General features: G+C 72.8%; 17 protein-coding genes and 2 tRNA genes. 9 read left to right on the top strand and 10 right to left on the bottom strand.

What is annotated here, in order from left to right; genetic code table 11:
* The first annotated feature begins 9 nt into the window (after nt 1–9).
* The 5 genes from ACHZ99_RS11660 to ACHZ99_RS11640 all read left to right on the top strand — a co-directional run bounded on the left by ACHZ99_RS11660 (nt 10) and on the right by ACHZ99_RS11640 (nt 2,836).
* Nucleotides 10–894 (top strand): hypothetical protein, encoded by an 885-nt coding sequence (locus ACHZ99_RS11660; protein ID WP_420304394.1) that lies wholly within the window; start codon nt 10–12, stop codon nt 892–894.
* A gap of 274 nt (nt 895–1,168) precedes the next feature.
* A complete protein-coding gene (locus tag ACHZ99_RS11655) occupies nt 1,169–1,339 on the top strand; it encodes a hypothetical protein (RefSeq protein ID WP_420304393.1) in 171 nt (56 codons plus the stop codon).
* A 111-nt stretch (nt 1,340–1,450) separates the two neighbouring features.
* Nucleotides 1,451–1,855, top strand: a complete 405-nt coding sequence (locus ACHZ99_RS11650; protein ID WP_420304392.1) for a BlaI/MecI/CopY family transcriptional regulator — start codon at nt 1,451–1,453, stop codon at nt 1,853–1,855.
* Nucleotides 1,856–1,870: 15 nt separating this feature from the next.
* Nucleotides 1,871–2,389 carry an amino-acid N-acetyltransferase gene (locus ACHZ99_RS11645; protein ID WP_420304391.1) on the top strand — a complete coding sequence of 173 codons (519 nt, stop codon included), beginning with the start codon at nt 1,871–1,873 and terminating at the stop codon, nt 2,387–2,389.
* A gap of 120 nt (nt 2,390–2,509) precedes the next feature.
* On the top strand, nt 2,510–2,836 hold the full coding sequence (locus ACHZ99_RS11640; protein WP_420304390.1) for a histone-like nucleoid-structuring protein Lsr2: 327 nt from the start codon (nt 2,510–2,512) through the stop codon (nt 2,834–2,836).
* On the opposite strand, the gene ACHZ99_RS11635 is transcribed toward ACHZ99_RS11640, so the two are convergent.
* Nucleotides 2,775–3,482, bottom strand: coding sequence for a hypothetical protein (locus tag ACHZ99_RS11635; protein ID WP_420304389.1), 708 nt, complete (start codon nt 3,480–3,482; stop codon nt 2,775–2,777). The genes ACHZ99_RS11640 and ACHZ99_RS11635 overlap by 62 nt on opposite strands.
* Nucleotides 3,483–3,943: 461 nt before the next feature.
* Between ACHZ99_RS11635 and ACHZ99_RS11630 the strand changes: the two genes are divergently transcribed.
* Nucleotides 3,944–6,472: an ATP-dependent Clp protease ATP-binding subunit gene (locus ACHZ99_RS11630; protein ID WP_420304388.1), complete on the top strand. Its 2,529-nt coding sequence runs from the start codon at nt 3,944–3,946 to the stop codon at nt 6,470–6,472.
* Between the two features lie 113 nt (nt 6,473–6,585).
* Here ACHZ99_RS11630 and ACHZ99_RS11625 read toward each other — a convergent pair whose 3' ends face one another.
* Nucleotides 6,586–7,146 (bottom strand): TetR/AcrR family transcriptional regulator, encoded by a 561-nt coding sequence (locus tag ACHZ99_RS11625; RefSeq protein ID WP_420304387.1) that lies wholly within the window; start codon nt 7,144–7,146, stop codon nt 6,586–6,588.
* 101 nt (nt 7,147–7,247) lie between these two features.
* On the opposite strand from ACHZ99_RS11625, the gene ACHZ99_RS11620 reads away from it, so the two are divergent.
* The 3 genes from ACHZ99_RS11620 to ACHZ99_RS11610 all read left to right on the top strand — a co-directional run bounded on the left by ACHZ99_RS11620 (nt 7,248) and on the right by ACHZ99_RS11610 (nt 9,944).
* Complete coding sequence (locus ACHZ99_RS11620) at nt 7,248–8,834, top strand: MDR family MFS transporter (RefSeq protein WP_420304386.1); 1,587 nt, start codon at nt 7,248–7,250, stop codon at nt 8,832–8,834.
* 223 nt (nt 8,835–9,057) lie between these two features.
* Nucleotides 9,058–9,465, top strand: coding sequence for a helix-turn-helix transcriptional regulator (locus ACHZ99_RS11615; RefSeq protein WP_420304687.1), 408 nt, complete (start codon nt 9,058–9,060; stop codon nt 9,463–9,465).
* A 38-nt stretch (nt 9,466–9,503) separates the two neighbouring features.
* Nucleotides 9,504–9,944, top strand: a complete 441-nt coding sequence (locus tag ACHZ99_RS11610; protein ID WP_420304385.1) for a VOC family protein — start codon at nt 9,504–9,506, stop codon at nt 9,942–9,944.
* A gap of 41 nt (nt 9,945–9,985) precedes the next feature.
* Here the strand turns inward: ACHZ99_RS11610 and ACHZ99_RS11605 are convergent, their stop codons facing one another.
* From ACHZ99_RS11605 to ACHZ99_RS11570, 8 genes are all read right to left on the bottom strand, one after another.
* Nucleotides 9,986–10,936: an A/G-specific adenine glycosylase gene (locus ACHZ99_RS11605; protein ID WP_420304384.1), complete on the bottom strand. Its 951-nt coding sequence runs from the start codon at nt 10,934–10,936 to the stop codon at nt 9,986–9,988.
* 191 nt (nt 10,937–11,127) lie between these two features.
* Nucleotides 11,128–11,733: a response regulator gene (locus tag ACHZ99_RS11600; RefSeq protein ID WP_420304383.1), complete on the bottom strand. Its 606-nt coding sequence runs from the start codon at nt 11,731–11,733 to the stop codon at nt 11,128–11,130.
* On the bottom strand, nt 11,730–12,977 hold the full coding sequence (locus ACHZ99_RS11595; protein ID WP_420304382.1) for a sensor histidine kinase: 1,248 nt from the start codon (nt 12,975–12,977) through the stop codon (nt 11,730–11,732). The genes ACHZ99_RS11600 and ACHZ99_RS11595 overlap by 4 nt, the downstream gene beginning before the upstream one ends.
* A gap of 95 nt (nt 12,978–13,072) precedes the next feature.
* Nucleotides 13,073–13,894, bottom strand: coding sequence for an ABC transporter permease (locus ACHZ99_RS11590; RefSeq protein WP_420304381.1), 822 nt, complete (start codon nt 13,892–13,894; stop codon nt 13,073–13,075).
* Nucleotides 13,891–14,862 (bottom strand): ABC transporter ATP-binding protein, encoded by a 972-nt coding sequence (locus ACHZ99_RS11585; protein ID WP_420304380.1) that lies wholly within the window; start codon nt 14,860–14,862, stop codon nt 13,891–13,893. The genes ACHZ99_RS11590 and ACHZ99_RS11585 overlap by 4 nt, the downstream gene beginning before the upstream one ends.
* Nucleotides 14,863–15,015: 153 nt before the next feature.
* Nucleotides 15,016–15,088: transfer RNA gene (locus ACHZ99_RS11580), tRNA-Gly, on the bottom strand.
* Between the two features lie 72 nt (nt 15,089–15,160).
* Nucleotides 15,161–15,232: transfer RNA gene (locus ACHZ99_RS11575), tRNA-Gly, on the bottom strand.
* Nucleotides 15,233–15,383: 151 nt separating this feature from the next.
* Nucleotides 15,384–15,701: a histone-like nucleoid-structuring protein Lsr2 gene (locus ACHZ99_RS11570; RefSeq protein WP_420304379.1), complete on the bottom strand. Its 318-nt coding sequence runs from the start codon at nt 15,699–15,701 to the stop codon at nt 15,384–15,386.
* Between the last annotated feature and the right edge of the window lie 295 nt (nt 15,702–15,996).

Here is a 15,996-nt window from a genome sequence, read left to right as displayed (position 1 = left end):
AGTCGGATTATGCCTACGCCATACGGTTCCCGAGGCGGTGTGGCGCTCAGCGCCGACGAGCTCCGCGTCGTGCGTGACGCGCTGGCCATCGCCATCGAGTCGAGTTGGGGCCTGCCCAGGCCCGCCAGGGGGGACGGAACGGATCCGGCCGCCGCGCCGGCGGTGCGGCGCGGTGCCGTCGCACGGGACTGCGCGGAGCTGGCCGCGGCGTTGGACGAGACGGCGGCGGAGGCGGACCGGATGCGCCTGTTCCGCAACGCCGACCTCGCCCGCTACCGCGCCGCGCTGCCCGGGAGCGCGTCCGGGTACGCGGAGCTGCTGCACGAGGCGCTCGCCACCGGCTACGTGCCGCGGCAGGCGGACGTCGCCGCGCTGCGCGCCCTGTGCGCGGAGGCGGCGGACCCGGTCGTGGCGGAGCGCCGCCGGCGGCTGCTGCGGCGCTGCGAGGCGCTGACGGCGGCCCAGGTGCCGCCGCGCCGCCGCCCGGCGCCCGCGGGACCCGCGGCACCCGCGCGACCCGCCGGGCCCTCGGCGCCGCCCGTGCCCACCGTGCCGCCGGCGCTGCTGCCGCGGCCCGCGCTGCGGGCGCTGCCCGGCGGCCGGGAGGCACGCGAGACGCGGGAGACACGGCAGGCGAGGGAGACGCGCGGGGCCCGGGGCGTACGGGGATCCGAGGAGTCGGAGCCCGCGCCGGACCGGCGGCCCCGCAAGCCCGGCGGCCAGCCGCAGCGCCCGCCCCGCGAGAACCCCCCGGACCGCGACAGCGACCGCGACCGCGAACCCGCGTCCCCGAACCGGCCGGTGCCCACGCCCGCGGAGGTCTTCCCGCCGCGCCGCCGCCCCGCCCCGCCCGCCGAGCACCTGCTCCGGCCCCCCGCGGCCCGTACCGCCTGACCCCCCGGGCGTACGTCCCCTCCCCTCCCCGGGGGCCTGCCTTCACGCGCGCGTGGTTCACGCGCGGGGCGGACGGCGCCGGGGTGCCGCCCACGCCCCCGGGCGCGGGGGGAGGCCGGTGCGTGCGACCGCGGGGCGGAGAGCCGGACGCGGACGGGGGACGGAAGGCAGGTCCTCACCCACCTCCGCCGCCCGGGCGAGGGCGGGCTACGCTGGAGGCCGCGGCACCTCCGCGGCGCCCGCGCCCAGTAGCCCGCAACGATGGATGGCTCTCATGGATTACCTCTCCGCGCTGCTGCCGTCGACCGTCATGGCCGTCGCCTTCACCGTGATGATCGTGACGATCGTCAAGAACCAGGGCGGCCCGAACAAGGCCAAGGAAGACGCCGTCGTCGACGCCGCGATCGCGCAGGCCGAGGGGCCGGGGCGGAAGTCGGCCGAGTAAGCCCGCCCCACCGGTAAGGGGCGCTCTCCGGCCCCCGAATCGCCACGCCCGCCGCTGCCTTCCCCGTCCCAAACGCCCCATTGTTCACCCTCCCACGGGTATTGTGCTGGCGTGGTCCGGCCATTGGGAGAGCTCGAAGACACGGTCATGACCCGGGTGTGGGAGTGGAACCGCCCGGTCACCGTCCGGGAAGTGCTGGAAGACCTCCGGCAGGAACGCCCTCTCGCGTACACCACCGTCATGACCGTAATGGACAACCTCCACCAGAAGGGCTGGCTGCGGCGTGCTCCCGAAGGCCGCGCCTATCGATATGAAGCGGTGTCGACCCGGGCCGCGTACTCCGCCGCACTCATGAACGAGGCGTGGACCGCCAGCGACAATCCCGCCGCCGCGCTCGTCGCCTTCTTCGGCATGATGTCCCCGGCCCAGCTCGACGCCCTGCGCGACGCGCTACGCGTCGTGTCGCTGGACTCACCCGGTGACACCGAAGCCGGTGACACCGAAGCCGGCGCGTGACGATAGCGTCCTGTCATGTCCAGCGATTCTTACGGGGTCACCGTCCGGCGCGCCCGCACCACGGATGTCCCCGCCATCCGGCGGCTGCTCGACCCCTACGTGCACCGCGACATCCTTCTCGGCAAAGCCACCGTGACCCTTTACGAGGACATCCAGGAGTTCTGGGTGGCGGAGCGGGACGCGGACGCCGCCGTGGTCGGCTGCGGGGCGCTGCACGTGATGTGGGAGGACCTCGCGGAGGTACGCACCCTCGCGGTGGATCCGGCCCGCAAGGGCACCGGCATCGGCCACCAACTCCTTGACAGGTTGCTGCACACCGCCCGCTGGCTCGGTGTCGGCCGCATTTTCTGCCTCACGTTCGAAGTGGACTTCTTCGCGAAGCACGGCTTCGTCGAGATCGGTGAGACTCCGGTGGACCGGGACGTCTACAGCGAGCTGCTGCGCTCGTATGACGAGGGCGTTGCCGAGTTCCTGGACCTGGAGCGGGTGAAGCCCAACACCCTCGGCAACAGCAGGATGCTGCTGCATCTCTGATGGCGCTATGTCCGAATCGCGAAGATATTGTTCAGCAAGTTCTCCGGCAGGGTTTGAGTTTTCCGCTGAAAAGCGGTTTGCTTTCGCCAGCACACATTGTTCCGATGAAAGGGAAGCCCGGTGGCTCAGAAGGTTCATGTCCTTCTCGTCGATGATCTCGATGGCAGCGAGGCAGACGAGACCGTGACGTTCGCTCTCGACGGCAAGTCCTACGAGATCGACCTCACCGCCTCCAACGCGGAAAAGCTGCGCGGCGCGCTTGAGCAGTACGTGAAGAGCGGGCGCAAGACCGGCGGCCGCGCCACGAAGCGTTCTCGCGGCGGGGCGTCCGGCAGCCAGGACACGGCGAAGATCCGCGCGTGGGCGAAGGAGCAGGGTTACGAGGTCAGCGAGCGTGGCCGTGTTCCGGCGAACATCCGCGAGGCATACGAAAAGGCGAACGGCTGACGTTCAGGGCGAGGCGGTGGCAGGCCGTCGCCGCCGCGCTCACCAGCCGTACCAGGTCCGGCCGGTCCGCACCGCGGTGCCGCGCCGGAGCCACGGCGCCGTCCGTCCCGTTCCCGCCGGCTCCGGCGGCGGACCGGGCGACGCCTCCGGCGGCACGGACATCCGTGCCGTCCACTCCATCCCCATCCATTCCATCCCCGTCCACGACTCCGCCCCCGCGGCCGGCGCCCGAACCCACGGGCAGCCGTACCGCGGGGAGCCGTGCCAGCGCGGCCCTGCCCGGCGGCCGCAGCCACAGCGTCGGCGGCCAGGTCCGCAGCGCCGCCGGCGCCGCGCTCAGGTCCAGCGGGATGCCGCCCCACTCCAGCCAGTCCAGCAGCCCCGGCAGCTCGGCGGCGCCGCCCTCGGCGATGAGGAAGCGCATCCGGCCCGCGCCCAGCGCCACCGGCCCGGTGGCGGGCCGCCCGCGCAGCACCGCCCAGCCGGCCTCCGCGGGCATCTCCAGCACGTCGCAGCGCAGCGCCCCGGGCCGGTCCGGACCCGGCTCCGCGGCCGGATCCGCCGCCGGCCCGCTCCGGCCGTGGCCGCCCGCCGGGGCGGGCTCCCCGCGGGGGCCGGTCTGGCGCGGGATCACGGTGCCGGTCACACCCTGAGCAACGGGGTCGAACCCGCGTTGGTTACGACATGTGGCGCCCCGGTCGCATAGCGCGCTTCTTCTTCCCCGCATCGGCTCTCCCAGACGTTCCGCCGTGTTCGCCGTCAGCGCAGTGAAGAGGCCGGAAAATCTGATGGCACCGCCCGTGGCGCGGGTAAGACTTGGCTAGTGGCGCTGGTGGGAGCGGTGGCTTCGGCGGGCCCCGGCGGTCTTCGGCGGCGGCGTTCGCCATGGGCGTAGCGGCATTGAGCGTATTCGCCTGGCCTGCGGGAACATCGTCTCGCACCATCGGGTTGGAGCAGTAGCCGGCTGTTCGGTGCAGGAGACTGAGGGAGTCAGCGTCCGGGTGTCGGCAGTTGGAATGAGCGGTCCCCGCTTGCGGGACTAAGCTGCGGAAGGACAGGGAGGGGAACGTCCCCGATCTGCCTGACCGCTCTGAGGAGCGATTAACGATGTTCGAGAGGTTCACCGACCGCGCGCGGCGGGTTGTCGTCCTGGCTCAGGAAGAAGCCCGGATGCTCAACCACAACTACATCGGCACCGAGCACATCCTCCTGGGCCTGATCCACGAGGGTGAGGGTGTCGCCGCAAAGGCACTGGAGAGCCTCGGGATCTCGCTCGAGGCGGTCCGTCAGCAGGTGGAGGAGATCATCGGCCAGGGCCAGCAGGCCCCCTCCGGCCACATCCCCTTCACCCCCCGGGCGAAGAAGGTCCTGGAGCTGTCGCTCCGCGAGGCCCTTCAGCTCGGGCACAACTACATCGGTACGGAGCACATTCTGCTCGGCCTCATCCGCGAGGGCGAGGGCGTCGCCGCCCAGGTCCTCGTGAAGCTGGGCGCCGATCTGAACCGGGTGCGGCAGCAGGTGATCCAGCTGCTCTCCGGCTACCAGGGCGGCAAGGAGACCGCCACCGCCGGCGGCCCCGCGGAGGGCACGCCGTCGACGTCCCTGGTGCTCGACCAGTTCGGCCGGAACCTCACGCAGGCGGCCCGCGAGTCCAAGCTCGACCCGGTCATCGGGCGCGAGAAGGAGATCGAGCGGGTCATGCAGGTGCTGTCCCGCCGGACGAAGAACAACCCCGTCCTCATCGGCGAGCCCGGCGTCGGCAAGACCGCCGTCGTCGAGGGGCTGGCGCAGGCCATCGTCAAGGGCGAGGTGCCCGAGACGCTGAAGGACAAGCACCTCTACACCCTGGACCTCGGCGCGCTGGTCGCGGGCTCCCGCTACCGCGGCGACTTCGAGGAGCGCCTGAAGAAGGTGCTCAAGGAGATCCGCACCCGCGGCGACATCATCCTGTTCATCGACGAGCTGCACACCCTGGTGGGCGCGGGGGCCGCCGAGGGCGCGATCGACGCGGCGAGCATCCTCAAGCCGATGCTGGCCCGCGGCGAGCTGCAGACCATCGGCGCCACCACGCTCGACGAGTACCGCAAGCACCTGGAGAAGGACGCGGCCCTGGAGCGCCGCTTCCAGCCGATCCAGGTCGCGGAGCCGTCCCTGCAGCACACGATCGAGATCCTCAAGGGTCTGCGCGACCGGTACGAGGCGCACCACCGGGTGTCCATCACGGACGCCGCGCTGGTCGCCGCCGCCCAGCTCGCCGACCGGTACATCTCCGACCGCTTCCTGCCGGACAAGGCGATCGACCTGATCGACGAGGCCGGCTCGCGGATGCGCATCCGCCGGATGACCGCGCCGCCGGACCTGCGGGAGTTCGACGAGAAGATCGCCGACGTGCGGCGCGAGAAGGAGTCCGCGATCGACTCGCAGGACTTCGAGCTGGCCGCCGGGCTGCGCGACAAGGAGAAGCAGCTCCTGGCGCAGAAGGCGCAGCGGGAGAAGGAGTGGAAGGCCGGCGACATGGACGTCGTCGCCGAGGTGGACGAGGAGCTGATCGCCGAGGTCCTGGCCGCCTCCACGGGCATCCCGGTCTTCAAGCTGACCGAGGAGGAGTCCTCGCGGCTGCTGCGCATGGAGGACGAGCTGCACAAGCGCGTCATCGGGCAGGAGGACGCCATCAAGGCGCTCTCCCAGGCCATCCGGCGTACGCGCGCCGGGCTGAAGGACCCGAAGCGCCCCGGCGGTTCGTTCATCTTCGCCGGCCCGTCCGGCGTCGGTAAGACGGAGCTGTCGAAGACGCTGGCGGAGTTCCTCTTCGGCGACGAGGACGCGCTCATCCAGCTCGACATGTCGGAGTTCAGCGAGAAGCACACCGTCTCGCGGCTGTTCGGCTCCCCGCCCGGCTACGTCGGGTACGAGGAGGGCGGCCAGCTGACGGAGAAGGTGCGCCGGAAGCCGTTCTCGGTCGTCCTCTTCGACGAGGTCGAGAAGGCCCACCCGGACATCTTCAACTCGCTGCTGCAGATCCTGGAGGACGGCCGGCTGACCGACTCCCAGGGCCGGGTCGTGGACTTCAAGAACACGATCATCATCATGACGACCAACCTCGGCACGAAGGACATCTCCAAGGGCTTCGGCCTGGGGTTCGCCGCCGGGGGCGACGTCAAGACCGGCTACGAGCGGATGAAGTCCAAGGTCAGCGAGGAGCTGAAGCAGCACTTCCGGCCGGAGTTCCTCAACCGTGTGGACGACATCGTGGTCTTCCACCAGCTGACCCGGGACGACATCATCGAGATCGTCGACCTGCGGCTGTCCGAGCTGGACAACCGGCTCAAGGACCGCGACATGGCCATCGAGCTGTCCACCGAGGCCAAGGACCTGCTGTCCAAGCGGGGCTTCGACCCGGTGCTGGGCGCCCGGCCGCTGCGCCGCGCGATCCAGCGGGAGATCGAGGACGTGCTCTCGGAGAAGATCCTCTTCGGCGAGCTGCGTCCGGGCCACATCGTGGTGGTCGACACCGAGGGCGAGGGTGACGACGCGACGTTCACCTTCCGCGGCGAGGAGAAGTCGGCGCTGCCCGACGCCCCGCCGGTCGACGCCGCCGCCGGCGGCGCGGGCCCGAACCTGAGCAAGGAGGCGTAGGGCGTCGGCCTGCGCCCCGTAGCACGACCGGAGCCGCCCTTGACCGTACGGTCAGGGGCGGCTCTGTCGTGCTTCTCCGGCCCGTACGGGCCGTGCGGGCCCGCGGCCGCCCGTCACCCCCGGGAGGCCGCGGTCACCAGCTCCTGGGCGACCTCCAGGCAGGCGAGCCGCTTCTCCTCCGCGTCGCCCGGGGCGTCGTCGAGGGCGAACATCCCGGCGTGCATGGTGAAGATCGCGGAGATGGAGCGGGCCTGGTCCTTGAGGTCGGCGTCCTTGTCGCGCAGCATCCCGATGAGGTCGCCCATGCGCGCCTTGAAGTTCTCGCCGAGGCTCAGCTCGCGCATGCTGGCCTGGTTCTCCTGCATGAAGCGGAAGAGCGTGCTGCCGCCCGCGAGCAGCGCGCTGTAGCGCGCGAGCAGCTCCAGCCGCGTCTCCAGCGTGGGCGGCTGGTCCCGGCCCCAGGCGATCAGCTCGTCGACCCGTCCGAAGTGGTCCCGGACGATGCTGACGAGGATGTCCTCCTTCGTCTTGAAGTGGTAGTAGAGCGCCGCCTTCGTGACGTCGAGCCGTTCGGCGATCTCGCGCAGGGAGGTCTTGTCGTAGCCCTTGTCGGCGAACAGTTCCAGCGCGACGTCCTGAATGCGCTGGCGGGTGTCGCTCCTGGTCGTACCCATGATCCCTGCTTCCGTCAGTGACTTACTTGACGCCCGGCAAGTTGCGGCGTACCTTCACATGGTACCCACTAGCCGGGCGGCAAGTAAGTAGGGAGAGGGCCATGGCGGAGAAGGACCAGGAGGCGGTTCCGGAGCCCCCGCGCAACATCAGGTTGATCATGCTCGGCCTGATGATCACGATGATGCTGGCGATGCTCGACAACCTGATCGTCGGGACCGCGATGCCCACGATCGTCGGCGAGCTGGGCGGCCTCGACCACCTCGCCTGGGTGGTCACCGCGTACACGCTGGCCATCGCCGTCTCCACCCCGCTGTGGGGCAAGTTCGGCGACCTCTACGGCCGCAAGGGCATCTTCATGTCCTCCATAGTCCTCTTCCTGATCGGCTCCGCGCTCTCCGGCATGGCTCAGGACATGGGCCAGCTCATCGCCTTCCGCGCGGTGCAGGGCCTGGGCGGCGGCGGCCTCATCGTCGGCGTGATGGCGATCATCGGCGACCTCGTGCCGCCCCGCGAGCGCGGCAAGTACCAGGGCATGATGGCGGCCGTCATGGGCATCGCCACCATCGGCGGCCCGCTGGTCGGCGGTACGATCACCGACCACCTCGGCTGGCGCTGGGCCTTCTACATCAACCTCCCGCTGGGCGCCGTCTCGCTCTTCGTCATCTCCGCCGTGCTGCACCTGCCGAAGAAGCGGATCAAGGCCCGGGTGGACTACACGGGCGCGGCCCTGCTCTCCGTCGGGCTGACCGCCCTGGTGCTGGTGACCTCCTGGGGCGGTACGGAGTACGACTGGGCGTCGGCGCAGATCGTCGGCCTGTCGCTGCTCGGCGCCGCCGCGCTGGCGGCCTTCGGGTGGGCCGAGACCCGGGCCGCCGAGCCGATCATCCCGCTGCGCATCTTCCGCAACGGCAACTTCACGCTGATGAACATGATCGGGTTCATCGTCGGCTTCGTGATGTTCGGCGGCGTGACCTTCCTGCCGCTGTTCCAGCAGAGCGTCCAGGGCGCCTCGGCCACCAACTCCGGCCTGCTGCTGCTGCCGATGATGCTGCCCGTCATGGTCGTCTCGCTGTTCGTCGGCCGGGCCGTGACGAAGACCGGGCGGTACAAGGTCTACCCCATCGTCGGCGGCGCCGCCCTGATCATCGGGATGTACCTGCTGTCCACGATGGACACCGGCACCTCCCGGCTGACCTCCGGGCTCTACATGGCGGTGATGGGCGCCGGCCTCGGCTTCATGATCCAGATGTCGATGCTCGTCGGGCAGAACAGCCTGGAGATGCGCGACATGGGCGCCGGCAGCTCGACGATCACCCTGACCCGCACCATCGGCGGCTCCTTCGGCGTCGCGCTGATGGGCGCCCTCTTCAGCAGCCGGGTCGCCGACACCATGGCCGAGGAGGCCGGGCCCGCGGGCGAGCGGGCCGCGGGCGGCGGCGGGCAGCTCACCCCGGAGCGGATCGAGCAGCTGCCCGCGCAGCTCAAGGAGGCGTACCTCAACGCCGTCTCCGACGGCACCCACCAGGTCTTCCTCTGCGGCGCGGCGGTCGCGGTGCTCGCGTTCGCCGCGGCCTGGTTCGTCAAGGAGGTCCCGCTGCGCGGGGCCGGCCCGAAGGACGCCGGACCGGCCGGGGACGCCGGTCCGGACTCCGCGAAAGCGGAGGCGGAGGCCCCGGCGAAGGTCTGAGAGCGAGACCGGACCGGGCTCCGACGACGGGCCGCGAGCCTCCCGCGGTAGCGGGCGGGAGGCACGCGGCCCGTCCGTGCCGGGTACGGGCCCGGGCGGCCCCGGGGCGGGGGCCGCGGGCGGAACCCGGGCCCGGCGGCCCCGGGCCGTTGTCAGTGGCCCGTGCCATGCTCGAAGAGTGCTTCGCCCCGATCTGCGCGCACTTCGCAGCGCCAAGGACGCCATGGACCGCGACTGGGCCGACCCGACCGTCGACCTGGACGCGGTGGCGACGCACGCCGGCTACTCCCGGTACCACTTCCTGCGGGCCTTCAAGGCCGCCTACGGCGAGACCCCCGGCCAGTATCTGACCCGCCGCCGCCTGGAGCGCGCCGAGCACCTGCTGCGCACCTGCAACCTCACCGTCACCGAGGTCTGCCACCTGGTCGGCTTCTCCGCCCTCGGCACGTTCTCCGCCAGCTTCAAGCGCCGTACGGGCCTGTCGCCCAGCGCCTACCGCGACGCGCACGTGGGCCGCGGCACCGCGCTCATACCCGGCTGCTTCGCGCTGCTCTGGGCCGGCGGCTTCGACCCGCGCATCGGGGAGCGCAATTCTGAGGAAGCGGGCGACAGGCCGCCCCGCCTACCGTGATCGCCGTACCGAGTACCGCCCCCACCAGGGAGAACGTCATGATCACCAACCTTGCCATCAGCACCGTGTGGACCACGGACCAGGAGCGCAGCCGGGAGTTCTTCGCCGACAAGCTCGGTTTCGAGATCCGCGACGACATCGAGCTGGGTGAGGGCATGCGCTGGCTCACCGTCGGCGTCCCGGGCCAGCCCGAGGTCATGCTGGCGCTCATGCGCACCACCGGCCCCGGCCTCGACCCGGAGTCGGCCGAGGCGCTGACGAAGCTCGTCAGCAAGGGCGTGCTGGGCGCCGGCGCGTTCCACACCGACGACTGCCGGGCGACGTACGAGCAGCTGCGGGACCGGGGCGTGGACTTCATCCAGGAGCCGCAGGAGCGCCCGTACGGGACCGAGGCGATATTCCGCGACGACAGCGGCAACTGGTACTCGCTGACGCAGCTGCGGGAGGGCGGCCTGGACTACAGCAAGCCCTGGGGCTGACGCGCCCGCCCTCCGGGTGCGCCGGCCCCGGCGCGCCCGGGTCAGCCCTGCGGCAGCCGGTACAGCCCGTCCGCCAGCGGCTCCACCAGCCCGTCCGACACCAGGCTGTCCAGCGCCCGCGCCCGCTGCACCGGCTCGTGCCACACGGCGTCCAGCCGCTGCTGCGGCACCGGCCCGTCCGCGTCCCGCAGCACCGCCAGCAGCCGCCCGCGGACCTGCCGGTCCGTGCCGGCGTACGACTGCGTACGGCGCGGCGGGCCCGCGTGCGCGGGGTGGCCGGCGAGCCGCCAGGCGCAGAGCGCCGCCACCGGGCAGCTGCCGCAGTCGGGCTTGCGGGCCGTGCAGACGAGCGCGCCCAGCTCCATCGTCGCCGCGCCCCAGCGGGCCGCCTCGGCGTCGCCCTCGGGGAGCAGCTCGCGCGCGACGCGCCGCTCCACGGCGGTCGTCGCGCCGGGCGGGAACTCGGTGCCGCCGACCAGCCGGGCGTAGACCCGGCGGACGTTGGTGTCGAGCACGGCGTGCCGCTGCCCGTACGCGAAGGACGCCACGGCCGCCGCGGTGTACTCGCCGATGCCGGGCAGCGCGAGGAGCTGCGCGTGCCGCTTGGGCACGTCGCCGTTGTGCCGCTCCTTTATCGCGGTGGCCGCGGCGTGCAGCCGCAGGGCGCGGCGCGGGTACCCGAGGCGGCCCCAGGCGCGTACGGCCTCGCCGGGCGCCTCGGCGGCCAGGTCGGCGGGGCGGGGCCAGCGCTTGAGCCACTGCGTGTAGACGGGGAGCACGCGGCTCACCGGCGTCTGCTGCAGCATGAACTCGCTGACCATGACGCCCCAGGGACCCGCTTCCGGCCGGCGCCACGGCAGGTCGCGGGCGTGCTCGTGGAACCACTGGAGGACTGGCCCGTGCAGCGCCGCGGGCTCGGGCGCGGGAGCGTGGGCGGGCGCGGCGCCGGCGGTGGGCGGCGCGGATGCGGTACTTGCTGTGGTCGCAGTCATGGCACCCCGATCCTGGCACAGAAAGGGGCGGCGGCCCCGGCAGCGCCCGGGGCGTTGCGTGTTGTGACGCGGGGAGACGCTGAGAGGGTGATACGCGGGGCCCGCGGAGCGGACGGCGGACGGCGCGGGGCTCGGAACTCGGGCTCGGGGCGGGGGCGCGTGCGCGGGCGGGGGCGCGGGGCGTGCCGGAGCTACAGCCAGCCGCGTTCCCGGGCGATCCGGGCCGCCGCGTGGCGGTTCCCGGCGTTCAGCTTCGTCATCGCCGACGACAGGTAGTTCCGTACCGTCCCCGGCGTCAGCGACGCGCGCCGGGCGATGTCCGACACCGGCGCCCCGTCCGCCGCCAGCTCCAGCACCTCCGCCTCCCGCGGCGTCAGCGGCGAGTCCCCGGCCGCGATGGCGTCCGCCGCCAGCTCCGGGTCCACGTACCGGCCGCCCCCGTGCACCGTGCGGATCACCTCCGCCAGCCGCTGCGCCGAGACCGTCTTGGGCACGAAGCCCCGCACCCCCGCGGCCAGCGCCTGCTTCAGCGCGCCCGGCCGCCCGTGGCTGGTGACGATCATCGCCGCGCAGCCGGGCGCCGCCGTACGCAGCGAGGCCGCCACGGAGACGCCGTCGAGCCCCGGCATCTGGAGGTCCAGCACCGCGACATCCGGCCGGTGGGCGCGCGCCATGGCCAGCGCCTCGTCGCCGCCCGCCGCCTCGGCGACGACCGTCAGGTCGTCCTCCAGCGCCAGCAGCGCCGCCAGCGCGCCGCGGATCAGATGCTCGTCGTCGGCGAGCAGTACCCGGATCACGATGCCTCCCGTTCGGTCCGCGGCCGCGGCCCGGGGTCCTCCGGGGCCGCCAGGTCGATCCGCGCCGCCAGCCGGAACCGCCCGCCGGTCCGGCGCTGCGCGCTCAGCGTCCCCCCGACCGCCGCCAGCCGCTCCCGCAGCCCGGCGAGCCCGGCGCCGTCGGCGGGGGTGCCGGGCTCGGCGGGCCCGGCGGCGCCGTCGTTGTCCATGGTCAGCTCGGCGCGGCCGGCCTCGGTCCGCAGCACGATCGTGCACATCCGGGCGTCCGCGTGCCGCAGCACGTTCGTCGTCCCCTCCCGCACCACCCACGCCAGCGCCGACCGCGCCTCCTCCGGGGCCGGCACGTCCGCCTCGTCCACCGCGCAGTCGACGCCGGCCGCGCGCAGCACCGCGCGGGCGCCGGCCAGCTCGGCGTGCAGGTCGGCGGCGCGGTAGCCGCGCACGACCGCGCGGATCTCGCGCTGCGACTCCTGGGCGACGCGCTGCACCTCGGCCATCTGGTCCGCGGCCTCGGGCCGTCCGCGCCGCGCCAGCTGCACCGCCAGCTCGCTCTTGAGCGCCATGACGGACAGGTTCCGGCCGAGTACGTCGTGCAGGTCGCGGCCGAAGCGAAGCCGCTCCTCGGCGACGGCCAGCCGGGCCTGCACGGCGCGGGCCGCGTCCAGCTCGTCGACGAGTTTTACGCCCCACGCGGAGGCGCGGTAGGTGAGCCCCATGAAGGGCGCGCCCAGGGCGCAGGTGAGCGCGGTGATCGCCAGCCACTCCCCGCGCGGCCCGATCACCAGCGCGGCGAGCAGCGTGGCGGCGCACAGGGCGCCGACGACGGCGCCGCCGCGCCGCAGTGGCAGCGCCAGCACGAGGGGCCCGGCGGCGAACATCAGCACCCAGACGAGGAACGGCCCGAGCTGCGTCGGTTCCAGCCGGTCCGCCGCGCGCAGCGCGAGGCCGGCGGCCAGCAGCGCCGAGACGACGGCGAGGTGCAGGGCGAGCAGCCGGCGGGTGGGGCCGGCGGCGCCGAGGTAGGGGGCGGTGAGGGAGAGCTTGATCTGGAGCGTGAGGTGCCCGACGAGCAGCACGGCGACGACGGCGAACGGGCCCGCGCCGACGTCCTCGCGGATGTCGCGCAGCCACACGCTCATCAGCACGGCCTCGAAGACGGCGAGGAAGTACATGGTGGAGACGGTGTAGCGGCGCCAGCGCTCGGGTCCGCTCATGCGCCGGGCGCGCTGCATCCAGCGGATCACGCCGCCTCCTCTCCTCGTCCCCGGCCCGGGGTCCGGCCCCGGCCCGCCCGTCTCCTACGTCCCGCACACCCCGGCCGTACCGTACGCCTCCGGGCTCAGCCCCGCGGCTCCCACCGGAACCACCGCCGCACCGCCCACGCCCCCGCCGCCGTCCACGCCATCGCCACCGCGAACGCCCCGACGGCCCCGCCGCCGCCCAGCTCCCCGGTCCAGCCGCCCCGCACCAGCTCCACCACCGGCGACAGCGGCAGCCGCCGCGCCACCTCCGCGACCGAGTCCGGCAGCACCTCGAACGGCACGAACAGCCCCGACCCGAACATCGACACCAGCAGCAGCGGCATGCTCGTCAGCTGCGCGCTCTCCGCCGACTTCGTCACCGCCGCGGTCGCCGCCGCCAGCACCGTCAGCACCGCCATCCCCGACAGCACCCCCAGCACCGCCAGGTGCGGCGCCCGGGGCGCCGGCGCGCCCATCGCCACGCTCACGGTCACCGCCAGCACCGCGCACTGCGCCAGCGCCACGCACAGCGCGGGCAGCGCGGCGCCGGCGAGCAGCTCGCGGTCGGTGAGCAGCCCGGTGCGCAGCCGCTTGAGGACGAGTTCCTCGCGGCGGGCGACGTAGACGATGACGAGGTTCGCGTAGACGACGAAGACCAGCGCGAAGACGACGGCGCTCGGCAGCACCACGGTGGCCGCGGTGAGCCCCGTGTCGGACAGGTCCATCTCCTCGACGGCCGACCGGGTGGCGAACGCGAAGCCCGCCGGGGTGACGAGCGCGCCGAAGAGCACGAGCTTGCTGCGCCACATCAGCGTCAGCTCGGCGCGGCCGATCGCGGCCAGCCGGGCGAGCGGCCCGGGGACGTCGGCGGCGCGGCCGTCGAGGTGCGGTGGGGGAGCGGTGACGGCGGGGGCGGTCATCGGGTCTTCCTCTCGTCGGTACGGGCCGCGCCGGCGGCGCGGTCGTCGTGCACGGCGCCCGCGATCCTCAGGAACGCCTCCTCCAGCGACGCCGACCTGGCGTCGAGCCCGGCCAGCTCCACCGCGTTGTCCTGGGCCCACAGCAGCAGCCCCGTGAGCGTCCGCTGGAGCGCGGTCGTACGCAGCCGTACGCTTGTCCCCGCCAGCTCGTGCCCGGTCACGCCCAGCGCCGGCAGCGGCGGCAGGTCGCCCGGCAGCCAGCCGGGCGGCAGCCGGAACGAGACGGTCGCCGGGTGGGCGCCGACGATCTCCCCGACGGTGCCGGCCGCGGCGATCCGCCCGCCGGCCATGATCGCCAGCCGGTCCGCCAGCTCCTCCGCCTCTTCCAGGTAGTGCGTGGTGAGCAGCACCGTCGTGCCGTCGGCGCGCAGTTCGCGCACCAGCTCCCACGTCGCGTGCCGCCCCTCGGCGTCCAGCCCGGTCGTCGGCTCGTCGAGGAACAGCACCTCGGGCCGGCCGAGCAGCGCGAGCGCCAGGTCGAGCCGCCGCCGCTCGCCGCCGGACAGGTGCGCGACCCGTACGTCCCGGCGGCCGGCGAGCCCGACCAGCTCCAGCGCCTCCGCCGCGGGCCGCGGCCGCGCCGTGCAGCCGGCCCACATCCGTACCGTCTCGGCGACCGTCAGCTGCGCGGGCATCCCGCCCTCCTGGAGCATCACGCCGGTGTACGGGCGCACCCGCCCGCGCTCGCGGTACGGATCCCGCCCGAGCACCCGCACCTCGCCCCCGCTGGGCGGCGCCAGCCCCTCCAGCAGCTCGACGGTGGAGGTCTTGCCGGCGCCGTTCGTGCCCAGCAGCGCGAACAACTCGCCCCGGCGCACCGCGAAGTCGACGCCGCGCACCGCCTCGAAGTCCCCGTACGCGCGCCGCAGCGCCGTGGCGCTGATCACGTTCTCCTCTGCACTGACCATGTCTTCAGACTTCCGCCGCGGCGGACGCCGGAGCAGTGCACGCTGTCATCGGACGCGATGACATCTGTCATCGGTGTCACCGGCGCCGATGCCAGGAGTACCCGGGGGTACGGAACACGAAAAGAGCCCCGGCCGAAGCCGGGGCTCTCACCGAGCGGACGACGAGATTCGAACTCGCGACCCTCACCTTGGCAAGGTGATGCTCTACCAACTGAGCCACGTCCGCACGCATCCGGACAGCTCTCACCATCCGGCGCTTGCTCCACTCTACCCCATGACGACAGGGCTTCTGTGGCGGAGCGGGTGACAGGAATCGCACACTGCGCCTCCCTCTTGGAAAGAGGGCGCTCTACTACTGAGCTACACCCGCGTGGCCTCGGGGGGTCGCCCCTTGGCGCGTAGCCAGACTCTATCGGATCCCGGGGGGCGGATGGCAAGCCGGGTCGCCGAACGGCCGTACGCGCGACGGCCGGAGACCCGCCGGACCGCCCCCGGGCGGCCGGAAACCGCCCCGCGGGGTCTCAGTGCGCGGCTTCGAACGCCTCGTAGACCTTCTTCGGGATGCGCCCTCTGGCCGGCACCTCCATGCCCTGCGATCCGGCCCAGGCGCGCACGGTGGCGGGGTTGGGCGCGACGTCGGTGCGGGTGAACGTCCGGCCGGTCGCGGCCCGCTTCCGCCCGGCCCGCAGGAAGGGGGCGAGGGAGCTGCGCAGCTTCTTGGCGTTCGAGGCATTGAGATCGATCTCGTACGACTTCCCGTCGAGTCCGAAGTTGACCGTCTCGGTCGCTTCTCCGCCGTCGATGTCGTCGAAGAGGCTGACCACTACGCGCTGCGCCACGAAACGGGTCCTTCCGTCGGTCGCGCCTGCCGCTTTCCCACCGGCCGCGCGACCTGCGCGGCCGGCCGGGGCTGCGGGAGCGCCGGCTCATTTGATCAGTGCGTTGACATTTGTATCGCGACGGCTTTTGATGCGGAAGCCGGGCAATTGGGCCCGCGTGTCACGTCGCAATGCGGACCCTACGTTTAATTGGGTCTTTACCCAAGTGGATATCACGGGCGATGCGGAACCGTAACCGTCCCGACGGATATCTACCCGGGTAGATTTGTCCGCAAGGTACGCTGTCGTCACCGCT

This window comes from Streptomyces sp. MAR4 CNX-425 (assembly GCF_048656465.1).
GTDB lineage: Bacteria > Actinomycetota > Actinomycetes > Streptomycetales > Streptomycetaceae > Streptomyces.
Note: the sequence above shows the minus strand (reverse complement) of the source record. Positions and strands in the feature narration are given on the sequence as shown.